Genomic DNA, 20,563 nt, shown 5'->3' with positions numbered 1-20,563 from the left:
TGAGGACTCCGCCATGTCCGCCGATGACCTGACCGCCAAAGTCGCCGACGCCCAGCGCCGCGCCCTGTTCGCCGCGGAGGTCATCGTGAACCGCCGCCTTCACGACTTCTCCATGCGCCACCAGACGCACTACGCCAACGACGTGGCGGAGGAGCGCAAGGCCATCGAAAAGGAAATCCGCGCCATCCGCCGCCGCGTGCCGGCGCCCCCCGTGGTGACGGACGACCTCGTGGCGCAGGTTTCGGGCGATGCCCACGCCCCGGACACGGTCCGGGCGGTGCTGCTGTCCCTGGCCGCCATCCGGCCCGATGTGCTGACAACGGTTGACGAAACCGCCCTCAACCTTGAAGACGATGACGAAGACTGACCGCACCGTCCGTTAAGGCATCATGACACCCGAACAGATCCAGGCCCGCGTGCTGTACCGCGACGGGCTGATGCTCATCATCGACAAGCCCGCCGGCCTGCCCGTCCACGCGGGTCCGGGTGGCGGACCGAATCTGGAACGGCATTTCGACGCCCTGCGCTTCGGCTTTCCGAAGCCGCCCGGCCTCGCCCACCGGCTGGACCGCGACACCTCCGGCTGCCTGATCCTGGGGCGGCATCCGAAGGCCCTGCGCAAGCTGGGTAAGCTGTTCCAGGACGGCAAGGTGGACAAGACCTATTGGGCGGTCGTCGCCGGCAGCCCGGCGGAGGACCAGGGGCGCATCGAACTGCCGCTGATGAAGGTGACCAACCGGACCGGCGGCTGGCGGATCGTCGTGGCCGACGATGGGCAGAGCGCCGTGACCGACTACCGGGTAATGGGGCGCGGCGACGGCATGACATGGCTGGAGTTGAAGCCGCACACTGGACGCACGCACCAGATCCGGGTGCACTGCGCCACGGCGCTGGGTTGCCCTCTGCTGGGTGACCCGCAATATGGCGGGCCGGAGGGGCATCCGCTGCACCTGCAGTCGCGGGCCATTTCGCTGCCCCTCTACCCCTCCCGCGAGGCGGTCGGCGCGGTGGCGCCGGTTCCGCCCCACATGCGCGCGGCGCTCGCCGCCTGCGGGTTCCAGGAAGACCACCCGGTCTGAAGACTGGGCCGGTCTGAGGGCTGGGCCGGCCTGAAGGCCGGCCCGCCAGACCGTCAGGCCCGCCATTCGGCGTGCTTCTCCGTGCCGGCCTCCGTCTCGCGCACCGCGAAGCCGACATAGCCGGCCACGATGGCGAGCAGCGCGTGCAGCCAGATGTCGTTGCCGTGCAGCGGCACCAGCCCGAACAGCGTGTTCAGACCCGGAATGAAGCCGAGGACGGTCAGGACGGCGTAGGCGACCGCCACGCTGCGCAGATAGGCGCGCGAGGCCAGACGGCTGGAGAAGTAGGCGAAGAAGCCCCACAGGCCGAACAGGAGATGCACGATGTTGTGCAGCAGGTTCACCGGGAACAGGCCGAGCAGATAGCCGTGGAACGCCTCGACGGCGAGGGTCATGCCTTCCGGGGGCGGGCTCAGGAAGGTCGGGATGAAGCCCAATATGCCGATGGCCGTAAAGGCCGCGGCATAGACCAGCGTTACGTTGCGCCACCACATGTGTCTCTCCGTTGGCAGACAGGGGATGAAACCGCCTTACCAACAGAGGGTTAGAAACAGCGTTCCCTGAATCAGGCGGCCGCCGGCTCCATCGTCACCGCCTTGACCGGGCAGACGCCCGCGCAGTCGCCGCAGCCGGTGCAGCCCCCCGCCTCGATCACCGGAAGCCAGCGTCCCCGCCCCAGCGGGCGGAACCGGATCGCACCAGGGTCGCAATGGTCGCTGCACATGCGGCAATCGGTTCCGTTGAAGGACAGGCAGCCCGCCCCGATGCGCGCCTCCAGCGCCTGGGGCGCCTCGACGGGCGCCGGCTCGGAACGGAAGCGCCCCCGGATGAGATCCGCACGACTGACCGCCATGATCCTCGCCTTCCTTACGTTCCGCCGCCGCCCCGCGTGCGCTGCATTCGCGAATGCCGAGCGGCGGCGATGGCGTTACACTGGTCCGTCGCGCACCACCCCACCTTGACCCTCGTCAAGGCCCGCACAGCACCGGAAGGACGGACGGCATGGTCCCCATCGGCAACACCACGGCGCGCTGGATGACGCTTCGCTACGGACTGGCGCTGGGGGTCATCGCGCTGTGCACGCTGGCCGGCTTCTTCATGACCGAACGGGTCATCGACCAACACGCCGACATGCTGGAGGTCGTGAACATCTCCGGCCGTCAGCGCATGCTGTCCCAGCGCACCGCCCTGCTGGTGGAGCAGCTCCGCAACGCCTCGACCGACGCGGAGCGGAAGGCCCTGACCGCCCGTCTCGCCGAGGCGACGGACATGTTCGAGAACGCCCACCGGCGGCTGACCGGCACCGACGAGGGGCCGGCCATGGGCAAGGACGTCCAGCGGCTCTATTTCGACGGGCCGGAGCCGCTGAACGATCTGGTGCTCCGCCACATCGCCGCGCTCCGCGCGGTGATCGCCGCCGGTCCCGCCGGCCTGCCCCCCGGCATGCCCGAGGCCGGCCTCGTCACCCATCAGGCGCTCGGTCCGCTCCTGGCGCGGCTGGAGGACATGGTGGCCCGCTATCAGGAGGCCGGGGAGCGCGGTTTCACCACCCTGCACAATCTCGGCTTCGCCGCCCTCATCCTGACGCTGCTGACGCTCTGCGCCGAGGTGCTGGTGATCTTCCGCCCGATGGTCCGGCAGGTGCAGCGCCAGTTCGCCGACATCACCCGCATGACCCAGGCCCTGGAGCAGACGAACGTCACGCTGGAGGCGCAAGTGCGCGCCCGCACCGCCGAACTGCACACGGCGAAGGAGGCCGCGGAGCAGGCCCATCTGGCGAAATCCCGGTTCCTCGCCCACGCCGGGCATGACCTGAAGCAGCCCTTGCAGGCCATCAACATGTTCACCGGCATGCTGGAACGGCAGGTGGACAAACCCCGCGCCCTGGCTCTGCTCAGGGATTTGCGGCTGGCGCAGCGGTCCATGCACGACCTGTTGAACGCCATCCTCGACATCTCCAAGCTGGAATCGGGCGTGGTGGAACCCAAGCCCGCCAACGTCGCGCTGGCCGCCCTGTTCGACCAGCTCGAAGCGGAATTCGCCGGGATTGCCGAGGACAAGGGGTTGCGGCTGCGCGTCGTCCCGACGGATCTGACCGTGCGGACGGACCCCTTCCTGCTGGAGCGCATCCTGCGCAACCTGCTGACCAACGCCGTGCGCTACACCGAACAGGGGGGTTGTGCTGATGGGTTGCCGGCGCCGCGGCGGCACCCTGTGGATCGAGGTCTACGACACGGGCCGCGGCATCGCCGAAACCGACCGCCGCCGCATCTTCGAGGAGTTCGTCCAGCTTGACCGGCCCGACCGCGACCGCAGCGAGGGGATCGGGTTGGGGCTCGCCATCGTGGACCGGCTGGCCCGGCTGCTCGGCCATCCGCTGGAGCTGAGGTCGGTCGAAGGACGGGGGACGGTGTTCGCCGTGGGCGTGCCGGCGGTTGTCGGATCACACCAGCCGGTCGCGGCCTGATTCCTTGACCAGAAGCACCGCCTGCGTCCGGCTGCCGACGCCGAGCGCCTTCAGCACGCCTGTGACGTGCGTCTTGACGGTGGACAGGTTCAGCCCCAGCCGCTCCCCGATCTCCTGATTCGACAGGCCCTGGGCCAGAAGGTCCAGAACCTCCAACTGGCGGCGGGTCATCCCGTCGAAGACGCTCGGCTCCTGCGCCTTGGCAGGGGGCGTCGGCTGGGCCACCCCCGGCATGCCGAGCACCGGCGGCACATAGGACCCGCCGGCCATGACCAGACGCAGGATGTTGACCACCAGCACGTCGTCCGTGGATTTCGGGATGAAGGCCCGCACCCCGCGCGACAGCACGGCGCGCATCTCGTCCGGCGAATCGATCATGGAAAAGACCACGACCGGCACCGGCGCCACCCGCTTGACCACCGCCTCCACATCGTCCAGCCCGCCGAGCCCCGGCATGCGCAGGTCCATGATGACGAGGTCGTAGGGACCCTGGTCCAGCAGTTGGGTCAACTGGCCGAAGCTGGTCGCGGCCGCCACGCCGGCCTGTTCGTTCAGCTCCCCGACCAGATGGGTCAGGCCACTGCGAACGATGGAGTGATCGTCGGCGATCAATACCTGCATGACAACCCTGCTTCGGCGAAGGCGGCTGGAGGGGGAGCCCAAAGGGACGGGGTCCGCTGGGACCGGGCCGGACTCGGTCGTCTCAAACCAAAGTGCGGTTTCCGGTATGAACCTCATACGCCGACCGGAGGTTTCACGCCACAATTGATGCAAGATTCGGTGATGTTGCGCGTGCTTCTGCCGCAGATGCGAAAAAGGCGCCGCGGAGGCGGCGCCCTTTCCCCTGTCCCACGCGCGCCCACCGATCCCGTACGGGACCGGCAGCCCGCCGGATCACTGCACGCGGATGAGGATCTGCGCGCGGCGGTTCGACGGCTCGCGCACGTTCGCACCGGTGTCCACGAGGAGCTGGGTCTCGCCCTTGCCCTCGACGGTGATCTGGTTGGCCGCGACGCCCTTGCCGACCAGTGCGTTCTTCACCGCGTCGGCGCGGCGCAGCGAGAGCCGCTGGTTGTAGGCCGGCGAACCGGAGGTGTCGGTGTGGCCGACCACATGGATGCTGACGGCCCGCACGCGGCCCGCCGCGGTGGCGGCATCGCCGATGATCTTGTCGGACGCCGCGGTGATGTTGGCCTTGTCCCAATCGAAGAACACCAGATACTCCGACTGGGGCTGCGCCTGGACCGGGGCCGCCGGAGCGATGGGGGCCGCCGCCGGAGCCGGAGCCGCCGGAGCGCCGAAGGTGTAGCGCAGGCCGGCCAGGATGGTGTGGTTCTGGTACTCGCCCTTCACCGACGACGTGGCGATGCCGGGGGGGCCGCCCAGGTCGAACTTCGGGTCCAGCGTCGCGAAGTAGCGGTAATCCAGCGTCAAGGCCAAGTTCCGGGTCAGCGCGTAGGACACGCCGGCGATGCCCTGATAGGCGAACACCCAGTCGCGGTCGTCGAAGCCGCCGAGGTCCAGGCGGACCTGCGCGATGCCGGCGCCGACGCCGATGTAGGGCGTGAAGGCGGTGCCGGTGTTGATGTCGTACAGGACGTTGCCCATGAAGGCGAGCGAGCTGGCCTTGCCGCCCAGGCCGTTCACCGCCGCGTTGGCGCTGTCGGTGCTGTCAATCGCGTTGCGCCAGCGCCAGGCGAATTCCAGCTCGGCGCGCGGACCGGCGGCCGTGGCGTAGCCGGCGGAGACATCGCCGATGCCGCCCAGCTTGAAGCTGGTGCTGGCATCCGTCGGGGTGTTCTCGAAGCGCAGGTCGGCGTCGCGCGTCCAGTTCACGCCGGCACCGGCACCCACATAGAAGCCTTCGGTCGCGGCCAGGGCGGCGGTCGGCAGCATCGCCGCAACCGCCGTTCCGAACAGAATCCCACGCAGAGTCATTTTCTTCTTTCCCTTGTAGACGGGGTGCCGGGGCTGTCGAAGCGAACCGTTCGGAAGGACCGGTGTCGAAGGACACCCCCTTCATCGGGCGAGCCCGCCGCATTCCGTCGGCGGTTGAAACGTCATGACTTCGAAATATCAGCAACCACCTGCCGTCACAAGTACCCTGTGATAAGATGCACAGAGATGTGGCATTTCTGCATTACCTGAACTTTTGGCTTATCCTTCATATCCCTTCGATTTAAAAGTAATCACCACCCGACATTCTCATAACTCTATTGGATGAAGCCCATCACTTTCCGGATGAATTTGCACCTATAACCAGCAATGCGGACAGCACAAAGCGCCCTGCCCCATGGAGGGCAGGCGCTTCGACCAGAACACCAAAGGAAACAACCGTCGCCGCCGCCGCCGCGGCGCGGATCAATTCTGCGGTTCGGCGACCGTTTCGAACTGGGTGGGATCGAGCAGGGCGGACACCGCCAGGGTCTTCAGGGTCTTGTGATCGTCGGACCGCTGCAACTGGGCGTGCTGGGTGCCCAGCCCGTCCTTGCGGACGGCGATCACCTGCCAGATTCCCCCGCCGGGACCGAGTTTGCGGAACATCTGGCCTTCGACGACTTCGCGCTTTCTGCGCATATCCGATCTCCAAAACCCAAGGCTTCGTACCCGACGACGATGCAGGCACGGCGGACCATTCAAACACCAAACCTGCCCCGCTTGGCGAGTGTCCGTTGCGTGACCCCGCAAGCCGGGGCCGGGATGTAGCGGTGCTGCAACAACCGTCTTCGCACATGCGGAACAAAACGGCGGTTCGGCACGTTGATCCTGTCATGAAAACCGATCACGACGTGCTCCTGTTGGCGACCCGCCTCGTGGAAGAACTGGGCGAGTCCGCCGTCCGCATCAGCCGCGTCCGCCTCGTCGAACTCACGGCTGCCAACAACCTGCGCGCCGCCGCCTTCTGGCGGGACGTGATGCGCACCTCGGAAAGGCTGCTGGCGGAGCGGTCCCCGTCCCTGGCGCCTCCACCCGCCGCGCCACCCCTGGCACCGCAGCCCGCCAGCCTCTGATCCACCCGCAAGCAAAAAGCCCGGCGGTTTCCCGCCGGGCCTTCGCCAACCTTCGTTCCCTCACGGGAACCGGATCGTACGGCCGGGTTACTTGACCTGGGCGTACTGGCCGTTGTTCCAGCGGTACCAGACATAGGCCGGGGAGGTCACGTCGCCCTTGGCGTCGAAACCGATCTTGCCGATCACCGTGCTGTAGCTGTTCTTGCGCAGCACCTCGGCGACCTTCGCGGCGTCGGTCGAGTTGGCCTGCTTGACCGCCTCCACCCAGATCTGCAGGGCGGCGTAGGTGTAGAGGGTGTAGCCCTCCGGCTCATAGCCGGCCTTGCGGAACTTCTCCACGGCGTCCTTGGCGTCCGGCAGCTCGCGCGGGTCCGGGCCGAAGGTCATCATGGTGTTCTCGCCGGCCGGTCCGGTGATGGCCCAGTACTCGTTGGTCACCAGAGCGTCGCCCGACACGATCGGGGCGCTGAGGCCCTGGTCCTTCATCTGGCGGGCCAGCAGGCCGGCCTCGGTGTGGTAACCGCCGACATAGACGACGTCGATGGCTTCCTGCTTCAGCTTGGAGACCAGCGCCGAGTAGTCCTTCTCACCCGCCGTGTAGGCTTCGTAGATCTTCTCCTTCTGGCCGCCGGCGTTCAGCGCCTTCTGCGTCTCGTCGGCGAGGCCCTTACCATAGGCCGACTTGTCGTGCAGGATGGCGACGTTCTTGCCCTTGTAGTTCTCCAGCAGATACTTGCCGGCGATCTGGCCCTGCTGGTCGTCACGGCCGCAGACGCGGAAGACGTTCTTCAGGTTCTGTTCCGTCAGCTTCGGGTTGGTCGAGGCCGGGGAGATCTGCAGGACGCCTTCCTCGGCATAGACCTGCGAGGCCGGGATCGAGGAGCCCGAGCAGAAGTGGCCGGCGACGAACTTCACGCCCGCCTTGGCGAGCTGGTTCGCCACGGCGACAGCCTGCTTCGGGTCGCAGGCGTCGTCGCCCACTTCCAGCTTCAGCTTCTGGCCCAGAACGCCGCCGGCGGCGTTGATGTCCGCAACCGCCTGCTCGATGCCCTTCTTCATCTGCTCGCCGAAGGTGGCGTACTGGCCGGTGATCGGGCCGGCGGTCGCCACCGCGATGTCGGCCTTCGCCACCGAGGCGGTCATAGCGGTCGCCGCAACCGCAACGAGGAGGGAAAGCTTGTAGTTCATAGTTTCGTTGGCTCCCTGTTATGAGTCGTACGCCGGCCCCTCCGGGGCCTTTTCACCGGTCCCCCAAGGGCTTGGGGGCGCCGGTGCCGACAAGGTTCCACTATAGTCCGATCATCGCCAAGTGCGACAGTTTCACCCGCGGCGCAGTCTCGATCGGACCCATGGAATTCGCAATCACTCGGCGAGCGTTCCGCCGACGCGCTCGCGCCAGCCGAAGGGTCCCGAGCGTTCGTACAGCCAAGGATACTGGGACACCATCCGCCGCGCCATCGAAATGCGGTACGTGGTCAGGGTGATCGCGCCGATCACCAGCGTGTGCACCACGAATCCGTACACCGAAAGAAGCTGGCCGCCGAACAGGCCCCAGACCAGGAACCGGTCGCCCAGCCCCAGCAGGATCGAGTAGGCGATGGCGCTGGACAGCGGCTTCCAGCCTTCGGCCAGGGTCTGGCCGGTCAGGACGCCGCAGCCGCCGAACACCAGGACCGTCAGGCCCAGGAAGACCGGCAGAGAGGAACCGAGAACGCCGTCCATCAGTGACCTCCCTCCAGATAGGCCGAACGCACTTCCTCGTTCGCCAGCAGTTCCGCACCGGTCCCCGACATGGTGACCTTGCCGTTGACCATCACATAGCCGCGGTGGGCGAGCTTCAGCGCGTGGAAGGCGTTCTGCTCGACCATGAACACGGTCATCTTCTGCTCGCGGTTGATGTCCTTCACCGCCTGGAAGATCTGCTTCACCACCAGCGGGGCGAGGCCCAGCGACGGCTCGTCGAGAAGCAGAAGCCGCGGCTGGCTCATCAGGGCGCGCCCGATGGCCAGCATCTGCTGCTCGCCGCCGGACATGGTGCCGGCGCGCTGGCCGATGCGCTCCTTCAGGCGCGGGAACAGGGTCAGCACCCGTTCCAGCTCGTTGGCGAAGCTGCCCGGCTTGGCGGTGATGGAGCCCATCTGCAGATTTTCCAGCACGCTCATGCGCGGGAAGATCCGGCGGCCTTCCGGCGACTGGGCGATGCCCAGGCGGACGAGTTCGTAGGTGGGCATCTGCGTGATGTCCTGCCCTTCGAACGTGATCCGGCCCATGCGGGCGCGCGGACTGCCGCAGATGGTCATGAGAAGCGTGGACTTGCCGGCGCCGTTGGCGCCGATCAGCGAGACGATCTCGCCGGCCCCGATCTCGATGTCGACCCCCTTCAGCGCCTCGATGGCGCCGTAGAAGGTGTGGACGCCCGATACCTTCAGCATGGCTCAGGCCCCCTCCTCGGCTCGCTTGGCGACTTCCGGCAGGTCGGCCGCGACCACCGCCGGCAACTCCTCGTCCTCTTCCTCGCCGAGGTAGGCGCGGATCACCGCCGGGTCGTTCTTCACGAAGGCCGGGTCGCCGTCGGAAATCTTCCGGCCGTAATCCAGCACAACGACATGGTCGGAAATGGTCATCACCACGCTCATGTCATGCTCGATCAGCAGCACGCCGATCTTGTGCGCGTCGCGGATGTAGGTGAGCAGGTCGGCCAGCTCGCCCGACTCGCGCGGGTTGAGGCCCGCCGCCGGCTCGTCCAGGCAGAGCATCACCGGCTCGGTGCACATGGCGCGGGCGATCTCCAGCCGGCGTTGGGCGCCGTAGGGAAGATTGCCCGCCTCCCAGTCCGCGAACTCCAGCAGGCGCACGCGGTCCAGCCAGTATTTGGCCAGATCGACCGCCTCCCGCTCCGTCTTCGTGTAGGACGGCAGGCCGAGAAGGCCGGCGATGGAGAAGCCCGACGCCCGGATCAGCTTGTTGTGCTGGGCGACGATCAGGTTCTCCAGGACGCTCATGCCGCCGAACAGGCGGATGTTCTGGAAGGTGCGGGCGACGCTGGCCTTCTGCGAGATGCGGTAGCCCGGCATCCGCTCCAGCAGGAACTGCTTCCCGTCGGGATGGCGCAGCGTCAGCCGGCCCACGGTGGGCGTGTAGAAGCCGGTGATGCAGTTGAACAGCGTCGTCTTGCCGGCGCCGTTCGGGCCGATGATCGCGGTGATCTCGCCGTTGTTCGCCGCGAAGGAGACGTCGTTGACCGCCACCAGCCCGCCGAAGCGCATGGTGAGGTGTTCGACCGTCAGCAGGGGCGTGGTGGTCATGGAATGGTTCGTCGTCATCACTTCGCGCTCCCCCCGGCGATGCCCTGGCCGCCGGCGGCGGCGGTGCCCGCGGCGGGGCCGCCGCTTCCGCCCTTGCCATGCAGGAGGATGGTCGGGTCGCGGTGGGCCAGCAGGCCGCGCGGACGCCACAGCATGATCAGCACCATGCCCATGCCGAACGCCAGCATGCGGTAGTCGGCCAGTTCACGGAAGGCTTCCGGCAGACCGATGACCAGCAGGGCCGCCACGACCACGCCGATCTGGCTGCCCATGCCGCCCAGCACCACGATGGCGAGGATGATCGCCGATTCGATGAAGGTGAAGCTCTCCGGGCTGATGAAGCCCTGGCGCGTGGCGAAGAAGGAGCCGGCGAAGCCGCCGAACATCGCCGCGATGGCGAAGGCCGCCAGCTTCATGTTCGTGCGGTTGATGCCCAGCGAGGCGCAGGCGATGTCGTCCTCGCGCAGCGCTTCCCAGGCGCGGCCCAGCGGCAGCTTGCGGATGCGCATCGTGAACAGGTTCACGATCAGCGCCAGCACCAGGATCAGGTAATAGAGGAAGATGATCCGGTGCAGCGGGCTGAACTCCAGGCCGAACAGCTCGTGGAAGGCCATGGTGCCGTCCGCCGGGGTCCGCGTGAAGTCGGCGATGCCGAAGAAGCTGGGGCGCGGGATGCCGGAGATGCCGTTGGGACCGCCGGTGAACTGGTACCAGTTGATCAGGATGATGCGGATGATCTCGCCGAAGCCCAGCGTCACGATGGCGAAATAGTCGCCGCGCAGACGCAGCACCGGGAAGCCCAGCAGCACCCCCGACAACGCCGCCAGCAGGCCCGCCAGCGGCAGGCAGAGCCAGAAGCTGAAGCCGAAGTAATGGGCCAGCAGCGCGTAGGAGTAGGCGCCCACCGCGTAGAAGGCCACATAGCCGAGGTCGAGCAGACCGGCGAGACCGACCACGATGTTCAGGCCCCAGCCCAGCATGACGTAGGTCAGCAGCAGGATGCCGATGTCCAGCAACTGGCGGTCGGCCAGCGGCGTGAACGGGAAGGCCAGCGCCAGGACGATGGCGATCGGACCAAGCCAGCGCGAGGCGTGCTGCACCTGCGCGGCGATGTGGTCCATGCGCTTGTCGCGCTCCGCCTGCGACAGCTTGGAGCGGCCGGTGCGGATCGCCAGGATGGCGCGGATCGCGATCACGGCGCCCCCGGCGATCAGGATGATCCGCAGGGCCTCCGTCGGCATGGCGATGAAAAAGCCCGCGGCGGCGGCGGCGGCGGCCAGGACCAGGACGATGGCCGCATGCCCCTCGCGGATCAGGCAGAGGCCGAGGCGCCCGAGGAAGACCAGACCGACGGCGGCGGCCACCTCGTCCCAGCGGGTTTCCAGCCCGAGGCCGGTGGGACGGTCCACCGTGCGCAGGCCGACCAGCGGGATCGTCAGAAGAAGGGCGACGAAGGCGGTCATCGCCGCCTCCTTCAGGATCGCGGGCCAGGCGATGGCCCGCGGGGAAGACAGGGAAATCGCGGTCATGGCCTCACACCTTCTCGATTTCCGGACGGCCCAGCAGGCCGGTCGGACGGAAGATCAGGACGAGCACGAGAATCGTGAAGGTCGCCACGTCCTTCCATTCGCTGCCCATGTAGCCCGACCAGAAAGCCTCGATCAGCCCGATGACCACGCCGCCCAGCATGGCGCCCGGCAGGGAGCCGATGCCGCCCAGGACCGCGGCGGTGAAGGCCTTAACGCCGGCCAGGAAGCCGATGTAGAAGTCGATCACGCCGTAGATCAGCAGGACCATCATGCCCGCCACGGCGGCCAGGGCGGCGCCCATGACGAAGGTCAGCGAGATGACGCGGTCGACGTTGACGCCCAGCAGGCCCGCCATCTTCTTGTCCTGCTCGCACGCGCGCTGGGCGCGGCCGAGCGAGGTGCGGGTGATGAGCTGGGTGAATCCGTACATCAGCGCGATCGTGATGACGATCGTCGCCAGACGCACGTAGCTGACCGACACCGCGCCGTCCATCAGGGTCAGATTGCCGGGCAGAATCGGCTGCAGCGGCTTGCTGCGCGCGCCCTGCAGAATCTGAACGTAGTTCTGCAGGAAGATCGACATGCCGATGGCCGAGATCAGCGGCGCCAGACGCGGCGAGCTGCGCAGCGGGCGGTAGGCGATGCGCTCCACCGTCCAGCCATAGACGGCGGTAAACAGCATCGCCGACACCAGCATGACGAGAAGGGCCAGCGGAACCCAGGTGATCCCCAGGCTGCCGAGCGTCAGGAAGGTGATGAGGGCCACGAAGGCGCCGATCATGTAGATCTCGCCGTGGGCGAAGTTGATCATGCCGATGATGCCGTACACCATCGTGTATCCGATCGCGATGAGGCCGTAGATGGCGCCCAGCGACAGGCCGTTGATCAACTGCTGAAGAAAATATTCCATTGTCCTACCTCGCCTCGGCGCGATGCGCAGGCTTCGGCGAGCGAGACAAGCGCGCTCGTACACCAGTCACGTGAAGTGCCACTCCCCGAATTGGCTTTCCCAGGCTCTTGAGCGCGGGGCCAAGATTGTTGTCTAAGCGGAACGTTAGCCCAGCGGCTCTGAACTGAGCAAGAGGGCAAAACCGCACTCTATATGCGGTAATACCAATTTTCAGAGAATTTGCAATATCGATTCATGTCAGTTCCGTGAACTTTGCGCTTGCATTCTACCATGACGACTGAAGGGCATGAAAAAGCCCCCTTCACCGTGGTGAAGAGGGCTTCGCAACAACTGTGCCATTGCTGCGGTGCACGGTGCGGACGGTCCAGGCCATCCGGCATCGTCACCGGGGTTGCGCCGGTCAGCGCTTGGCGGACACGACCTGGGTCTTCGCCGGGTCCTTCGGCTTTCCGGGGGCCTTGGCGGTCGCCTTGCCCGTGGACTTGGCCGCCGGGGCGGCGCTGCCCCCGCGCGAGGCCGGGGCCTGGGCGACGTCGTAATTCACGTCCGGATTGCTCACGACCTGGACGTCGCACAGCGGCTTTGACGACAAATGCATCAGACCGGCGCTTTTTTCATCGGCGGTCAGGACGCGGATGTCGTCCGCCGTCAGATCCATGGCCGCCTTGGAGCGGTCGACGAAGTTGGCGCAATAGAGCCCCGTTCCGATGGTCGCCGCGCGGCGGCTGATCTCGTTCGCCATCTCCGTGCGGAACATGTCGAACTGCCGCGTCGCGTTGCCGCCGCCCTTCTTCCGGAAATGGTCGATCATCGACGCTTCCGAATTGGAGATCAGGGAGCGGTTCTTGACCGTGAAATCCTGATACAGGTTGAACGGCTTCTTTTCCGGATTGACCTGCTGGCAGGTCAGCCCGACCACCATCATTTCGGTGTGCATGCGGATCGTCTGTTCCGCCGCGTGCTCCGCGCGGTTGTAGCAGGCGCCGGGCTTGGACGCGGCGCTCTTGGCGGCGGCGCTTTTGGAGGAGGCCGGCTTCGCGGTGGCGGCCTTCGCGGTGGCCCCTTTTTCAACAGCGGGCTTCGCGGCCTCCTTGGCGGCGGCCGGCAGCGCGGCGCCGGCGAACAGCACGGCAAGGCCGATGGCGGCGGCGTTGCGCAAGGTGAAGGAAGGAATGCGATGGGCGGCGCGCTGGCGATTCATCGTTGGTCCGGCTCCGGTGGCCCTGATTGACGGGCGGAACCCAACGGATCGCGCCCTCTGTTTCGCTGGTTCTACAAGATCCCACTTTTCGGTCAACCCATATCGCCGCTCCAAAGGCCATTTGTCCCAGCCTGTGGCATCGCAGCCGCCAGAAAGGGATCTCGACTACGGGATGTTTGCTTGGGTTGCGGAACAGCGGTCTTTCCCAGTATTGCAACAGCGCCGGCGCCATTCTGTGACGCGGCCCACAGAACAGGGCATTTTCCCTATGAACCGCAACAGCGGCACCCCCTCGTCCGTCCGCATCGGCATCGACCTCGGCGGCACGAAAACGGAAGGCATCGCGCTCGGCGCGGGCGGCGAGGAGCTTGCCCGCTTCCGCGTCCCGACGCCCCGCGGCGACTACGACGCGACGTTGCGGACCATCGCCGCCATGGTCGCCCGGCTGGAAGAGGAGACGGGCACGGCGGGCGCCACGGTCGGAGTCGGCATTCCCGGGGCCATATCCCCGGCGACCGGGTTGGTGAAGAACGCCAACTCCACATGGCTGATCGGCAGACCCTTCGACCGGGATCTGAGCGACGCGCTCCAGAGGCCCGTGCGGATTGAGAACGATGCCAACTGCCTTGCGGTGTCGGAGGCGGCGGACGGGGCCGGGGCGGGCTGCGGGGTGGTCTTCGCGGCGATCCTCGGCACCGGCTGCGGGGCGGGAATCGTCGTCCATGGCCGCCCGCTGGGCGGCCGCAACGCCATCGGCGGCGAATGGGGGCACAATCCCCTGCCCTGGCCCACCGACGACGAGCGGCCCGGCCCCGCCTGCTATTGCGGGAAGTCGGGTTGTCTGGAGACCTTCGTGTCCGGTCCCGCCGTCGCCGCGGACCACCGCCGCGCCACGGGCGCGGAGCTGACCGCGGAGGCCGTCGCCGCCCTTGCCGGGAATGGCGATCCCGCGGCCCGCGCCACCCTCGGCCGGCTGGTGGACCGGCTGGGGCGCGGGCTCGCCGGCGTGGTGAACGTCCTGGACCCGGACGTCATCGTTCTGGGCGGCGGGCTGTCGAACCTGGAGTTCCTCTACACTGCCCTGCCCCCGGCCATCGCCCGCTGGACCTTCTCAGACAGCCTGGACACGCCCGTCCGTCGCGCCGTCCACGGCGATTCGAGCGGAGTCCGGGGCGCGGCGTGGCTGTGGCGGCCCGAGGAGACCGCTACCGCTGGAACGTGTATTCCGGGTTGAGCGTCACCTCGCGCGGGGTCGACGGGGTGTTGTCCCCGCCGCCGCGCCGCGCCGCCGCCGCCGCGCCGCGCCCGTCGCGGACCGGCGGGGTCAGCGAATTGGTGCGGGAGTAGGAGGGCGTGGCGCGGGCCGGGTCGGTGCCGTAGCCGCGCGAGCCGGCACGGAACTGTTCGCCGTTGCCCATGGCGCCCCAATGGGACGGGCGCGGGCCGGGAACCGGCTGGGCTTCCTCCATGCGGCGCATGTGGGGTCCGGTCGGGACCATCTCCTCATACACCCAGGAGGGGTATTCCTGCCTTTGCGCTTCGGCGGGTGCGGCAAAGGCCAGCACCGCGAGGGTCGCAACAGTCATCGTTCGAAGCATGACGCGGCGGCCTTCCATCCTTTTGCGTGTGGGAAGGCGGATTCCGCCGGATGCCGCGGCGCATGTCCAGTGAGGAGGCGAGTTACTCAGCCCGCACCCCCCATCCGTGGAGCACCCATTTCCGGTTCCTTCAGGACCGCGGCGCGCCGTAGAGCGTCAGGGTCAGCCGCTTGCCGGTGTTGTAGTTGAAGCCGGAGAACTGGCCGAGTTGCACCGGCTCCATCCCCTTCAGGGCCGCACGGAATTCCGCCTCCTCCCGCCCAGTGACCAGAGCCAGCCCGCAGGCCCGGTCCTCGGCCAGATGCGCGGCGGCACCCGCCCCGTGGGTCAGGCGCGTGCCGGTCCCCAGCAGGAAGACGAGGCTCGGCTCCGAATAGCCGGCGGAGGCGACCACGCTGTCGGCGCAGGGGCGCGCCGCCGCGACCGTACGCGCGGCCTGCCGGCTGATCCAGACACCGTCGATGCCCGGCAGGACGGCGCCGTAGGTGCCCACGTACAGCACCGCCACCGCCGCCACGCCCGCCGCGAACCCCGCCTTTTCCCGCCGCTGGGCAAACAGGCGTACGGTCAGCGCGTACAGCACCAGGACCACCGGCAGCATGGCGACCGCCACCGGATCGACGCGCTGGTCCACCAGATAGGGGATCACCGTGACCGCCACGGCCAGGGCGCCGAAGCCGATGGCGCCCAGGGCGGTGGCGGCGGTGAACAGGACCCGGCGCGGCGCGTCGGCACGGCGCAGGAAATGCTCGCGCGCCGCGGCTGCGGTCAGGATGGCGATGGCCGGAAAGACCGGCAGCGTGTAGTGCAGCAGCTTGGTCGGTACCGCCTCGAACACCAGCCAGCTCGGCACGATCCAGGCGACGCAGAAGCGCACGGCGTCCGCCGCCGGTCCCGTCGCCTTGCGGTGGCCCCACGCCCAGGGAACGGCCAGCAGCGCCAGGAAGGACCAGGGCGCGAAGGTCACCCAGAAGGTGCCCAGGTAATAGCCGGGCGGCAGGCCCTTGGCCTCCTGCCCGCTGACCACCTTGCCCATCATGTCGTGACCGACCGACTCGGCGAAGAAGGCACCCTTGGTCTTCACCGTGATGGCGATCAGCCAGGGCGCGGCGATGGCGACCACGATGGCGAGGCCGACCAGCGGGCGGAGCCGCTTCAGCCAGCCGGCCCGGCGGTCCAGCACTGTCAGCACCAGCGCTGTCGTGCCGGACACCAGAAGGACGATGGGCCCCTTGGTGAGGATGCCCACCCCGGCGGCGATCCAGAAGGCGAGCGGCGCCGCCCAGCCGGACCGTTCCGCGTGGCGGTTCAGATAGAGGCTGGCCAACGCCGCCTGGCCGATCACGATGGTGGAGAGCAGCACCGCGTCGGTCTTCGCCATGCGGGCCTCGACCCCCAGCACGACGCAGGAGGCCATCATCAGCCCGGCCAGGAACCCCACCGTCCCGCCGAACATCCGGGCGCCGGTCCAGGCCGTCGCCAGGACCGCCAGCACCGCCCCGATCAGGGACGGGATGCGGAAGGTCCAAATCTCCTTCGGCATCTCCCCCTGGCCGTCCACCAGCCGCGTCGCCGCGGTCTGCAGCCAATAGATGCCCACCGGCTTCTTGTGGCGCGCCTCGTCCTGGAAGCGGATGTCCACATAGTCGCCGCTCTCCAGCATCTGGTGGGACGCCTGGGCGAAGCGGGCCTCGTCGCGGTCGAAGGGCGGCAGGTCGAAGAATCCAGGCAGGAACAGCAGGACGCTGAGCACCGCCAGGAACAGATAGGCCAGGACCGGCAGCCGGCTGGCGGAGGGGGCGGGCGCCGCGCTCACGGCGTGCCCGCCGTGTTGCCGTCCGCCCCGCCGCCGCGGCGGTTGTTCCAGACGAAATAGAGGTTCCGGAAATAGATGATGAGGCCCAGCCCTTGCCCGAACATGAACACCGGATCACCCCGCTGGATCGAATAGGCCAACAGAAGAACCCCACCGCCGATGGAGAAATACCAGAAGAGGTCCGGCACGATGCTGCGCCGGGCACGCTCGCTGGCGATCCATTGCACGACGAAGCGCATCATGAACAGCGCCTGCGCGAAAAAACCGACGCCGACCCAAATCAGGTCGGCGGTGCTTTGGCTCTGGTACCAGGCGACGGCGCGTTCGAGCATCGGGCGGCAACCGGTTGGGTGAGACGGCCTAGCGGTCTTCGACCGCGGGCGACAGCGCGGTGCGCCGCTTCAGCCAGTAGACGCCCAGAAGATCGACCACGCCGATCAGCCCGCGGCGCCAATTGTTGTATTTGGACACGCCGCGTTCCCGCGGACGGTGGTTGACCGGCACATAAGCCACCGGATGGCCGTGCGAGCGGAACAGAGCGGGAAGGAAACGGTGCATCGCCCCGAAGAAGGGCAGATCGAGGAAGGCGTCGCGCCGGAACAGCTTCAGCCCGCAGCCGCTGTCCGTGCAGCCATCCTGCAGGAAGGACTGCCGCACCGCGTTCGCGAAGCGCGAGGCCAGCCGCTTGGACAGCGTGTCCTGCCGCTTCTTGCGCAGGCCGCCGACCAGAACCGGCGCGTCCGGACCGCCCTTGGCGGCCAGCGCGAACAGGGCGGGAATGTCGGCGGGGTCGTTCTGCCCGTCGCCGTCCAGCGTGGCGATCCACTCCCCGCGCGCCGCCTTCACGCCGGTGCGCACGGCGGCGCTCTGGCCGGAGCGGCGGACATGGCGGACCAGCCGCAGGCGGCCCGCGGCGACCACCGGGGCGAGGCGCGTCAGCGTGTCGTCGCTGGAACCGTCGTCCACATAGATCACTTCGAAACCGCGGCCCAGCACGTCGGCGGGCGACAGCGCGCGCTCGATCTCTTCGAGGAGGGGGAGGACGTTATCGGCTTCGTTGAAGACCGGAACCACGACCGACAGCCGCACGGGCGGACGGCCCTCGGAATCTACACTCACTGGATTAATCCCATTCGCCAAGTGGCGGGCAAATTACTCCCGCCGCCCGGCAAACGGTAGAGGAAAAGGTTGGGACCGCGCCCCTCAGCCCCTCCGGTCTTCGATGGGCATCGGCACATAGCGCAGGTCGCCGTCGCGGCTGAGCAGCATCAGCACCGTCTTGCGCCCCTGGCTGCGCGCGTCGTCCACCAGACGGTTCAGATCCTCCGGCGTCTTCACCGGTTCCTGCCCGGCCTCGACGATCACGTCGCCGGCCTCGATCCCGCGCTCGCTGGCGGCGCTGGAGTCGCCGACCTCGGTGACGACCACGCCTTCGACGTCCGGGTTGATCGCGAAGCTGTCGCGCAGGCCGGGGGTCAGCGGCGACAGGGTCAGGCCGAGAACCGTCCTGGTATCGACCGCCGTTTCCGGACGCGGCGCTCCGCTCGACCCGGACAGGGCGACCTGCTCCTGCGGCGGCTCCAGTTCACCCACGGTGATCGTCAGGGTTTCGGCCTTGCCGTCGCGCAGCAGTTCCAGCGGCACCGTGGAGCCGATCCGCGTCGCCGCGACGATCCGCGGCAGCGCGCGCATCTGCGCGATGGCTTCGCCGTTGAAACGGGTGATGACGTCGCCCTGGCGCACGCCGCCCTTCCCCGCCGGGCCGTCCGGAGACACGCTGGTCACCAACGCGCCCGCCGGTTCCGGCATGCCCAAACTCTCGGCGATGTCCGGGGTCACGCCCTGCACCTGGACGCCCAGCCAGCCGCGGCGCACCTGCCCGTGATCGCGCAACTGCTCGATGACCGGGCGCGCGACCGAGGACGGGATGGCGAAGCCGATGCCCACCGATCCGCCGGTCGGCGAATAGATGGCCGTGTTGATGCCGATCACCTCACCGTTCAGATTGTAGAGCGGCCCGCCGGAATTCCCCCGGTTGATGGAGGCGTCGGTCTGGAGATAGTCGTCGTACGGCCCCTGCTGGATGTCGCGCTGGCGCGCGGACAGGATGCCCGCCGTCACCGAGCCGCCAAGGCCGAAGGGATTGCCGATGGCGACCACCCAGTCGCCGACACGCAACGCCTCGCTGTCGCCCCAGGGGGCCGCCACCAGAGGTTTCCTGCTGTCCACCTTCAGGACGGCGAGGTCGGTCGGCCCGTCCACCCCGACGAGCTTCGCGGGCAGCTTCGTGCCGTCGTGCATGGTCACGGAAATCTCCGCCGCTTCGGACACCACGTGGCTGTTGGTGACCACGAAGCCCGCCGGGTCGATGATGAAGCCGGACCCGAGCGCCGCCGTCGGGCGCGGTGCCGGCTGCTGTTGCGGCTGGCCGCGCTGGCGGTCGCGGAATTCACGGAAGAATTCTTCAAAAGGCGAGCCCGGCGGAAAGTCCGGCATCTCCCGGCCGCGCGGCCCCGCCTGCGGTCCGCCCTGCGGAGCCGCCTGCGTGGTCGAAATGAAGACCACCGCGTCCAACTGTTTTTCCGCAAGATCGGCGAAGGTCGGCGGCGCGTTCGGTGGCAGAAGAGACGCCAACGGCGGAGTGGCGGGCGCGGTGCCCGCCCCACCCGCATCCTGGGCAAGCACCGGAGCCGACACCAGCAGAAAAGCGGCGACAAGTCCCGCGGGCGCGGCGGACGCCGCAAATCGTGATGCAGATCCCGTTTCCAATCCGGCGTGCCAATGCGCCTTGCGGGACAGGCGCCGGAATCGATCGATGGAATGCGGCATGAAGGAACTCCGCCAGTCGGACAGCAAGCGCCCGCGAAGGGCGCATCGTGTCAACAGAACGTTCCGCAACGCATTCCGGACCGCCGCGGATTTTCAAACCGCTTCCTGCATGACCGATCCGTGAAGTGAAGTTTTTAAAATTCTCGCCGCAAATGCTCCTATGCGGTTCGCTCAAACGGCCCTCCACGAGGCAATCCAGCCTTCGGACTATGGCCGGACTACGGTTCGGACAACCCGCCTAAGCGCAATTTTTCCAGGCGGCGCAAAGTTCTTCTGGCATTTTCCCATCAAGTTCCCGATATTCATCGGTACCGACAACATCGCACGCAAAAACGGCTCCTGACGTGATGCTCGTGCACGCGCCCGCGTGACGCTGCGTCAGAAGGCGCGCGATACGGCCCAAGCAGCATACGCATGACTCAAAATTCACTTTGGCAACCGAGCGACATAATGAACGCAGAAACCGGGTCCGAACCGGAGGCTCCGAAGAAGCGCGGACGAATCCCCCAGTCGGCGTGGCCGCAGATTCTTGAGCGTTACCGTTCCGGCGCAACCCTGTCGGCGATCGCGCGTGAATTCGAATGCACGCCGAGCGCCATTTCCTACATCATCCGCAAGGCGGAAGCCGCCAGCGAAAAGGATGTGGAGACCGAAGACGCCGCGGACGCCGCTCCCGCGGAAGCCCCGGCGGGTGACGCGCTGGCGGAGGAACCGCCCGCCGCTCCCGTTCCCGCTCCGGTTGCGGATTCCGAACCTCCCGCGCCCGTGAAGCCGGCCCGCCGCACCGCCGAGCCCCGCGCCACGGCGCCCGCCGCGCC

The 20,563-nt window shown here is 67.7% G+C and carries 24 protein-coding genes; 7 read left to right on the top strand and 17 right to left on the bottom strand.

Translation table 11 applies throughout. The features are described 5' to 3' along the window. Nucleotides 1–13: 13 nt before the first annotated feature. Both QSG27_RS15195 and QSG27_RS15190 read left to right on the top strand, forming a co-directional pair. The gene (locus QSG27_RS15195) at nucleotides 14–367 is read left to right on the top strand and encodes a hypothetical protein (protein ID WP_306707516.1); all 354 of its coding nucleotides are present in this window, start codon (nucleotides 14–16) and stop codon (nucleotides 365–367) included. A gap of 22 nt (nucleotides 368–389) precedes the next feature. Beyond that, nucleotides 390–1,079, top strand: a complete 690-nt coding sequence (locus QSG27_RS15190) for an RluA family pseudouridine synthase (RefSeq protein ID WP_306707515.1) — start codon at nucleotides 390–392, stop codon at nucleotides 1,077–1,079. Nucleotides 1,080–1,132: 53 nt separating this feature from the next. Here the strand turns inward: QSG27_RS15190 and QSG27_RS15185 are convergent, their stop codons facing one another. Both QSG27_RS15185 and QSG27_RS15180 read right to left on the bottom strand, forming a co-directional pair. Beyond that, entirely contained in the window at nucleotides 1,133–1,573 is a 441-nt protein-coding gene (locus tag QSG27_RS15185; protein ID WP_306707514.1) for a DUF4383 domain-containing protein, read from the bottom strand. A gap of 71 nt (nucleotides 1,574–1,644) precedes the next feature. Then, nucleotides 1,645–1,932, bottom strand: a complete 288-nt coding sequence (locus QSG27_RS15180; protein WP_306707513.1) for a 4Fe-4S dicluster domain-containing protein — start codon at nucleotides 1,930–1,932, stop codon at nucleotides 1,645–1,647. A 149-nt stretch (nucleotides 1,933–2,081) separates the two neighbouring features. On the opposite strand from QSG27_RS15180, the gene QSG27_RS15175 reads away from it, so the two are divergent. Next, on the top strand, nucleotides 2,082–3,374 hold the full coding sequence (locus QSG27_RS15175) for a sensor histidine kinase (RefSeq protein WP_306707512.1): 1,293 nt from the start codon (nucleotides 2,082–2,084) through the stop codon (nucleotides 3,372–3,374). After that, nucleotides 3,265–3,546: a sensor histidine kinase gene (locus tag QSG27_RS15170; protein ID WP_306707511.1), complete on the top strand. Its 282-nt coding sequence runs from the start codon at nucleotides 3,265–3,267 to the stop codon at nucleotides 3,544–3,546. The genes QSG27_RS15175 and QSG27_RS15170 overlap by 110 nt, the downstream gene beginning before the upstream one ends. On the opposite strand, the gene QSG27_RS15165 is transcribed toward QSG27_RS15170, so the two are convergent. From QSG27_RS15165 to QSG27_RS15155, 3 genes are all read right to left on the bottom strand, one after another. Then, entirely contained in the window at nucleotides 3,523–4,167 is a 645-nt protein-coding gene (locus tag QSG27_RS15165) for a response regulator transcription factor (protein ID WP_306707510.1), read from the bottom strand. The genes QSG27_RS15170 and QSG27_RS15165 overlap by 24 nt on opposite strands. A 273-nt stretch (nucleotides 4,168–4,440) precedes the next feature. After that, nucleotides 4,441–5,484: an OmpA family protein gene (locus QSG27_RS15160; RefSeq protein ID WP_306707509.1), complete on the bottom strand. Its 1,044-nt coding sequence runs from the start codon at nucleotides 5,482–5,484 to the stop codon at nucleotides 4,441–4,443. Nucleotides 5,485–5,907: 423 nt separating this feature from the next. After that, on the bottom strand, nucleotides 5,908–6,123 hold the full coding sequence (locus QSG27_RS15155) for a hypothetical protein (protein ID WP_306707508.1): 216 nt from the start codon (nucleotides 6,121–6,123) through the stop codon (nucleotides 5,908–5,910). 194 nt (nucleotides 6,124–6,317) lie between these two features. Here QSG27_RS15155 and QSG27_RS15150 point away from each other — a divergent pair, with 194 nt between their 5' ends. Continuing rightward, complete coding sequence (locus QSG27_RS15150; RefSeq protein ID WP_306707506.1) at nucleotides 6,318–6,557, top strand: hypothetical protein; 240 nt, start codon at nucleotides 6,318–6,320, stop codon at nucleotides 6,555–6,557. A gap of 87 nt (nucleotides 6,558–6,644) precedes the next feature. On the opposite strand, the gene QSG27_RS15145 is transcribed toward QSG27_RS15150, so the two are convergent. The 7 genes from QSG27_RS15145 to QSG27_RS15115 all read right to left on the bottom strand — a co-directional run bounded on the left by QSG27_RS15145 (nucleotide 6,645) and on the right by QSG27_RS15115 (nucleotide 13,502). Continuing rightward, nucleotides 6,645–7,745, bottom strand: a complete 1,101-nt coding sequence (locus QSG27_RS15145; protein ID WP_306707505.1) for a branched-chain amino acid ABC transporter substrate-binding protein — start codon at nucleotides 7,743–7,745, stop codon at nucleotides 6,645–6,647. A 174-nt stretch (nucleotides 7,746–7,919) separates the two neighbouring features. Beyond that, a complete protein-coding gene (locus tag QSG27_RS15140; protein WP_038527921.1) occupies nucleotides 7,920–8,279 on the bottom strand; it encodes a DUF6867 family protein in 360 nt (119 codons plus the stop codon). Next, nucleotides 8,279–8,989 (bottom strand): ABC transporter ATP-binding protein, encoded by a 711-nt coding sequence (locus QSG27_RS15135; protein WP_109068300.1) that lies wholly within the window; start codon nucleotides 8,987–8,989, stop codon nucleotides 8,279–8,281. The genes QSG27_RS15140 and QSG27_RS15135 overlap by 1 nt, the downstream gene beginning before the upstream one ends. A 3-nt stretch (nucleotides 8,990–8,992) precedes the next feature. Continuing rightward, nucleotides 8,993–9,880, bottom strand: a complete 888-nt coding sequence (locus tag QSG27_RS15130; RefSeq protein WP_306707498.1) for an ABC transporter ATP-binding protein — start codon at nucleotides 9,878–9,880, stop codon at nucleotides 8,993–8,995. Beyond that, entirely contained in the window at nucleotides 9,880–11,391 is a 1,512-nt protein-coding gene (gene livM, locus QSG27_RS15125) for a high-affinity branched-chain amino acid ABC transporter permease LivM (protein WP_306707496.1), read from the bottom strand. The genes QSG27_RS15130 and livM overlap by 1 nt, the downstream gene beginning before the upstream one ends. Nucleotides 11,392–11,395: 4 nt before the next feature. Then, complete coding sequence (locus tag QSG27_RS15120) at nucleotides 11,396–12,301, bottom strand: branched-chain amino acid ABC transporter permease (protein WP_306707493.1); 906 nt, start codon at nucleotides 12,299–12,301, stop codon at nucleotides 11,396–11,398. Nucleotides 12,302–12,701: 400 nt separating this feature from the next. Continuing rightward, nucleotides 12,702–13,502 carry a hypothetical protein gene (locus tag QSG27_RS15115; protein WP_306707491.1) on the bottom strand — a complete coding sequence of 267 codons (801 nt, stop codon included), beginning with the start codon at nucleotides 13,500–13,502 and terminating at the stop codon, nucleotides 12,702–12,704. A gap of 268 nt (nucleotides 13,503–13,770) precedes the next feature. Here QSG27_RS15115 and QSG27_RS15110 point away from each other — a divergent pair, with 268 nt between their 5' ends. Continuing rightward, the gene (locus QSG27_RS15110) at nucleotides 13,771–14,736 is read left to right on the top strand and encodes an ROK family protein (RefSeq protein WP_306707490.1); all 966 of its coding nucleotides are present in this window, start codon (nucleotides 13,771–13,773) and stop codon (nucleotides 14,734–14,736) included. On the opposite strand, the gene QSG27_RS15105 is transcribed toward QSG27_RS15110, so the two are convergent. The 5 genes from QSG27_RS15105 to QSG27_RS15085 form a co-directional block, all read right to left on the bottom strand. Further along, nucleotides 14,708–15,088, bottom strand: coding sequence for a hypothetical protein (locus QSG27_RS15105; RefSeq protein ID WP_306707488.1), 381 nt, complete (start codon nucleotides 15,086–15,088; stop codon nucleotides 14,708–14,710). The two genes, QSG27_RS15110 and QSG27_RS15105, sit on opposite strands and share 29 nt — an antisense overlap. A 142-nt stretch (nucleotides 15,089–15,230) precedes the next feature. Next, nucleotides 15,231–16,916, bottom strand: coding sequence for an ArnT family glycosyltransferase (locus QSG27_RS15100; RefSeq protein WP_306707486.1), 1,686 nt, complete (start codon nucleotides 16,914–16,916; stop codon nucleotides 15,231–15,233). After that, nucleotides 16,913–17,248 (bottom strand): lipid-A-disaccharide synthase N-terminal domain-containing protein, encoded by a 336-nt coding sequence (locus tag QSG27_RS15095; RefSeq protein WP_306707484.1) that lies wholly within the window; start codon nucleotides 17,246–17,248, stop codon nucleotides 16,913–16,915. The genes QSG27_RS15100 and QSG27_RS15095 overlap by 4 nt, the downstream gene beginning before the upstream one ends. A 28-nt stretch (nucleotides 17,249–17,276) precedes the next feature. Further along, entirely contained in the window at nucleotides 17,277–18,035 is a 759-nt protein-coding gene (locus QSG27_RS15090; protein WP_306707482.1) for a glycosyltransferase family 2 protein, read from the bottom strand. Between the two features lie 84 nt (nucleotides 18,036–18,119). Next, entirely contained in the window at nucleotides 18,120–19,685 is a 1,566-nt protein-coding gene (locus QSG27_RS15085) for a Do family serine endopeptidase (RefSeq protein ID WP_407653216.1), read from the bottom strand. A gap of 510 nt (nucleotides 19,686–20,195) precedes the next feature. On the opposite strand from QSG27_RS15085, the gene QSG27_RS15080 reads away from it, so the two are divergent. Then, nucleotides 20,196–20,563, top strand: a 368-nt coding sequence (locus tag QSG27_RS15080) for a helix-turn-helix domain-containing protein (RefSeq protein ID WP_306707478.1), incomplete at its 3' end; no start/stop codon positions are given.

The organism is Azospirillum isscasi (assembly GCF_030849505.1).
In the GTDB taxonomy this organism is placed as follows: Bacteria; Pseudomonadota; Alphaproteobacteria; order Azospirillales; family Azospirillaceae; genus Azospirillum; species Azospirillum isscasi.
Note: the sequence above shows the minus strand (reverse complement) of the source record. Positions and strands in the feature narration are given on the sequence as shown.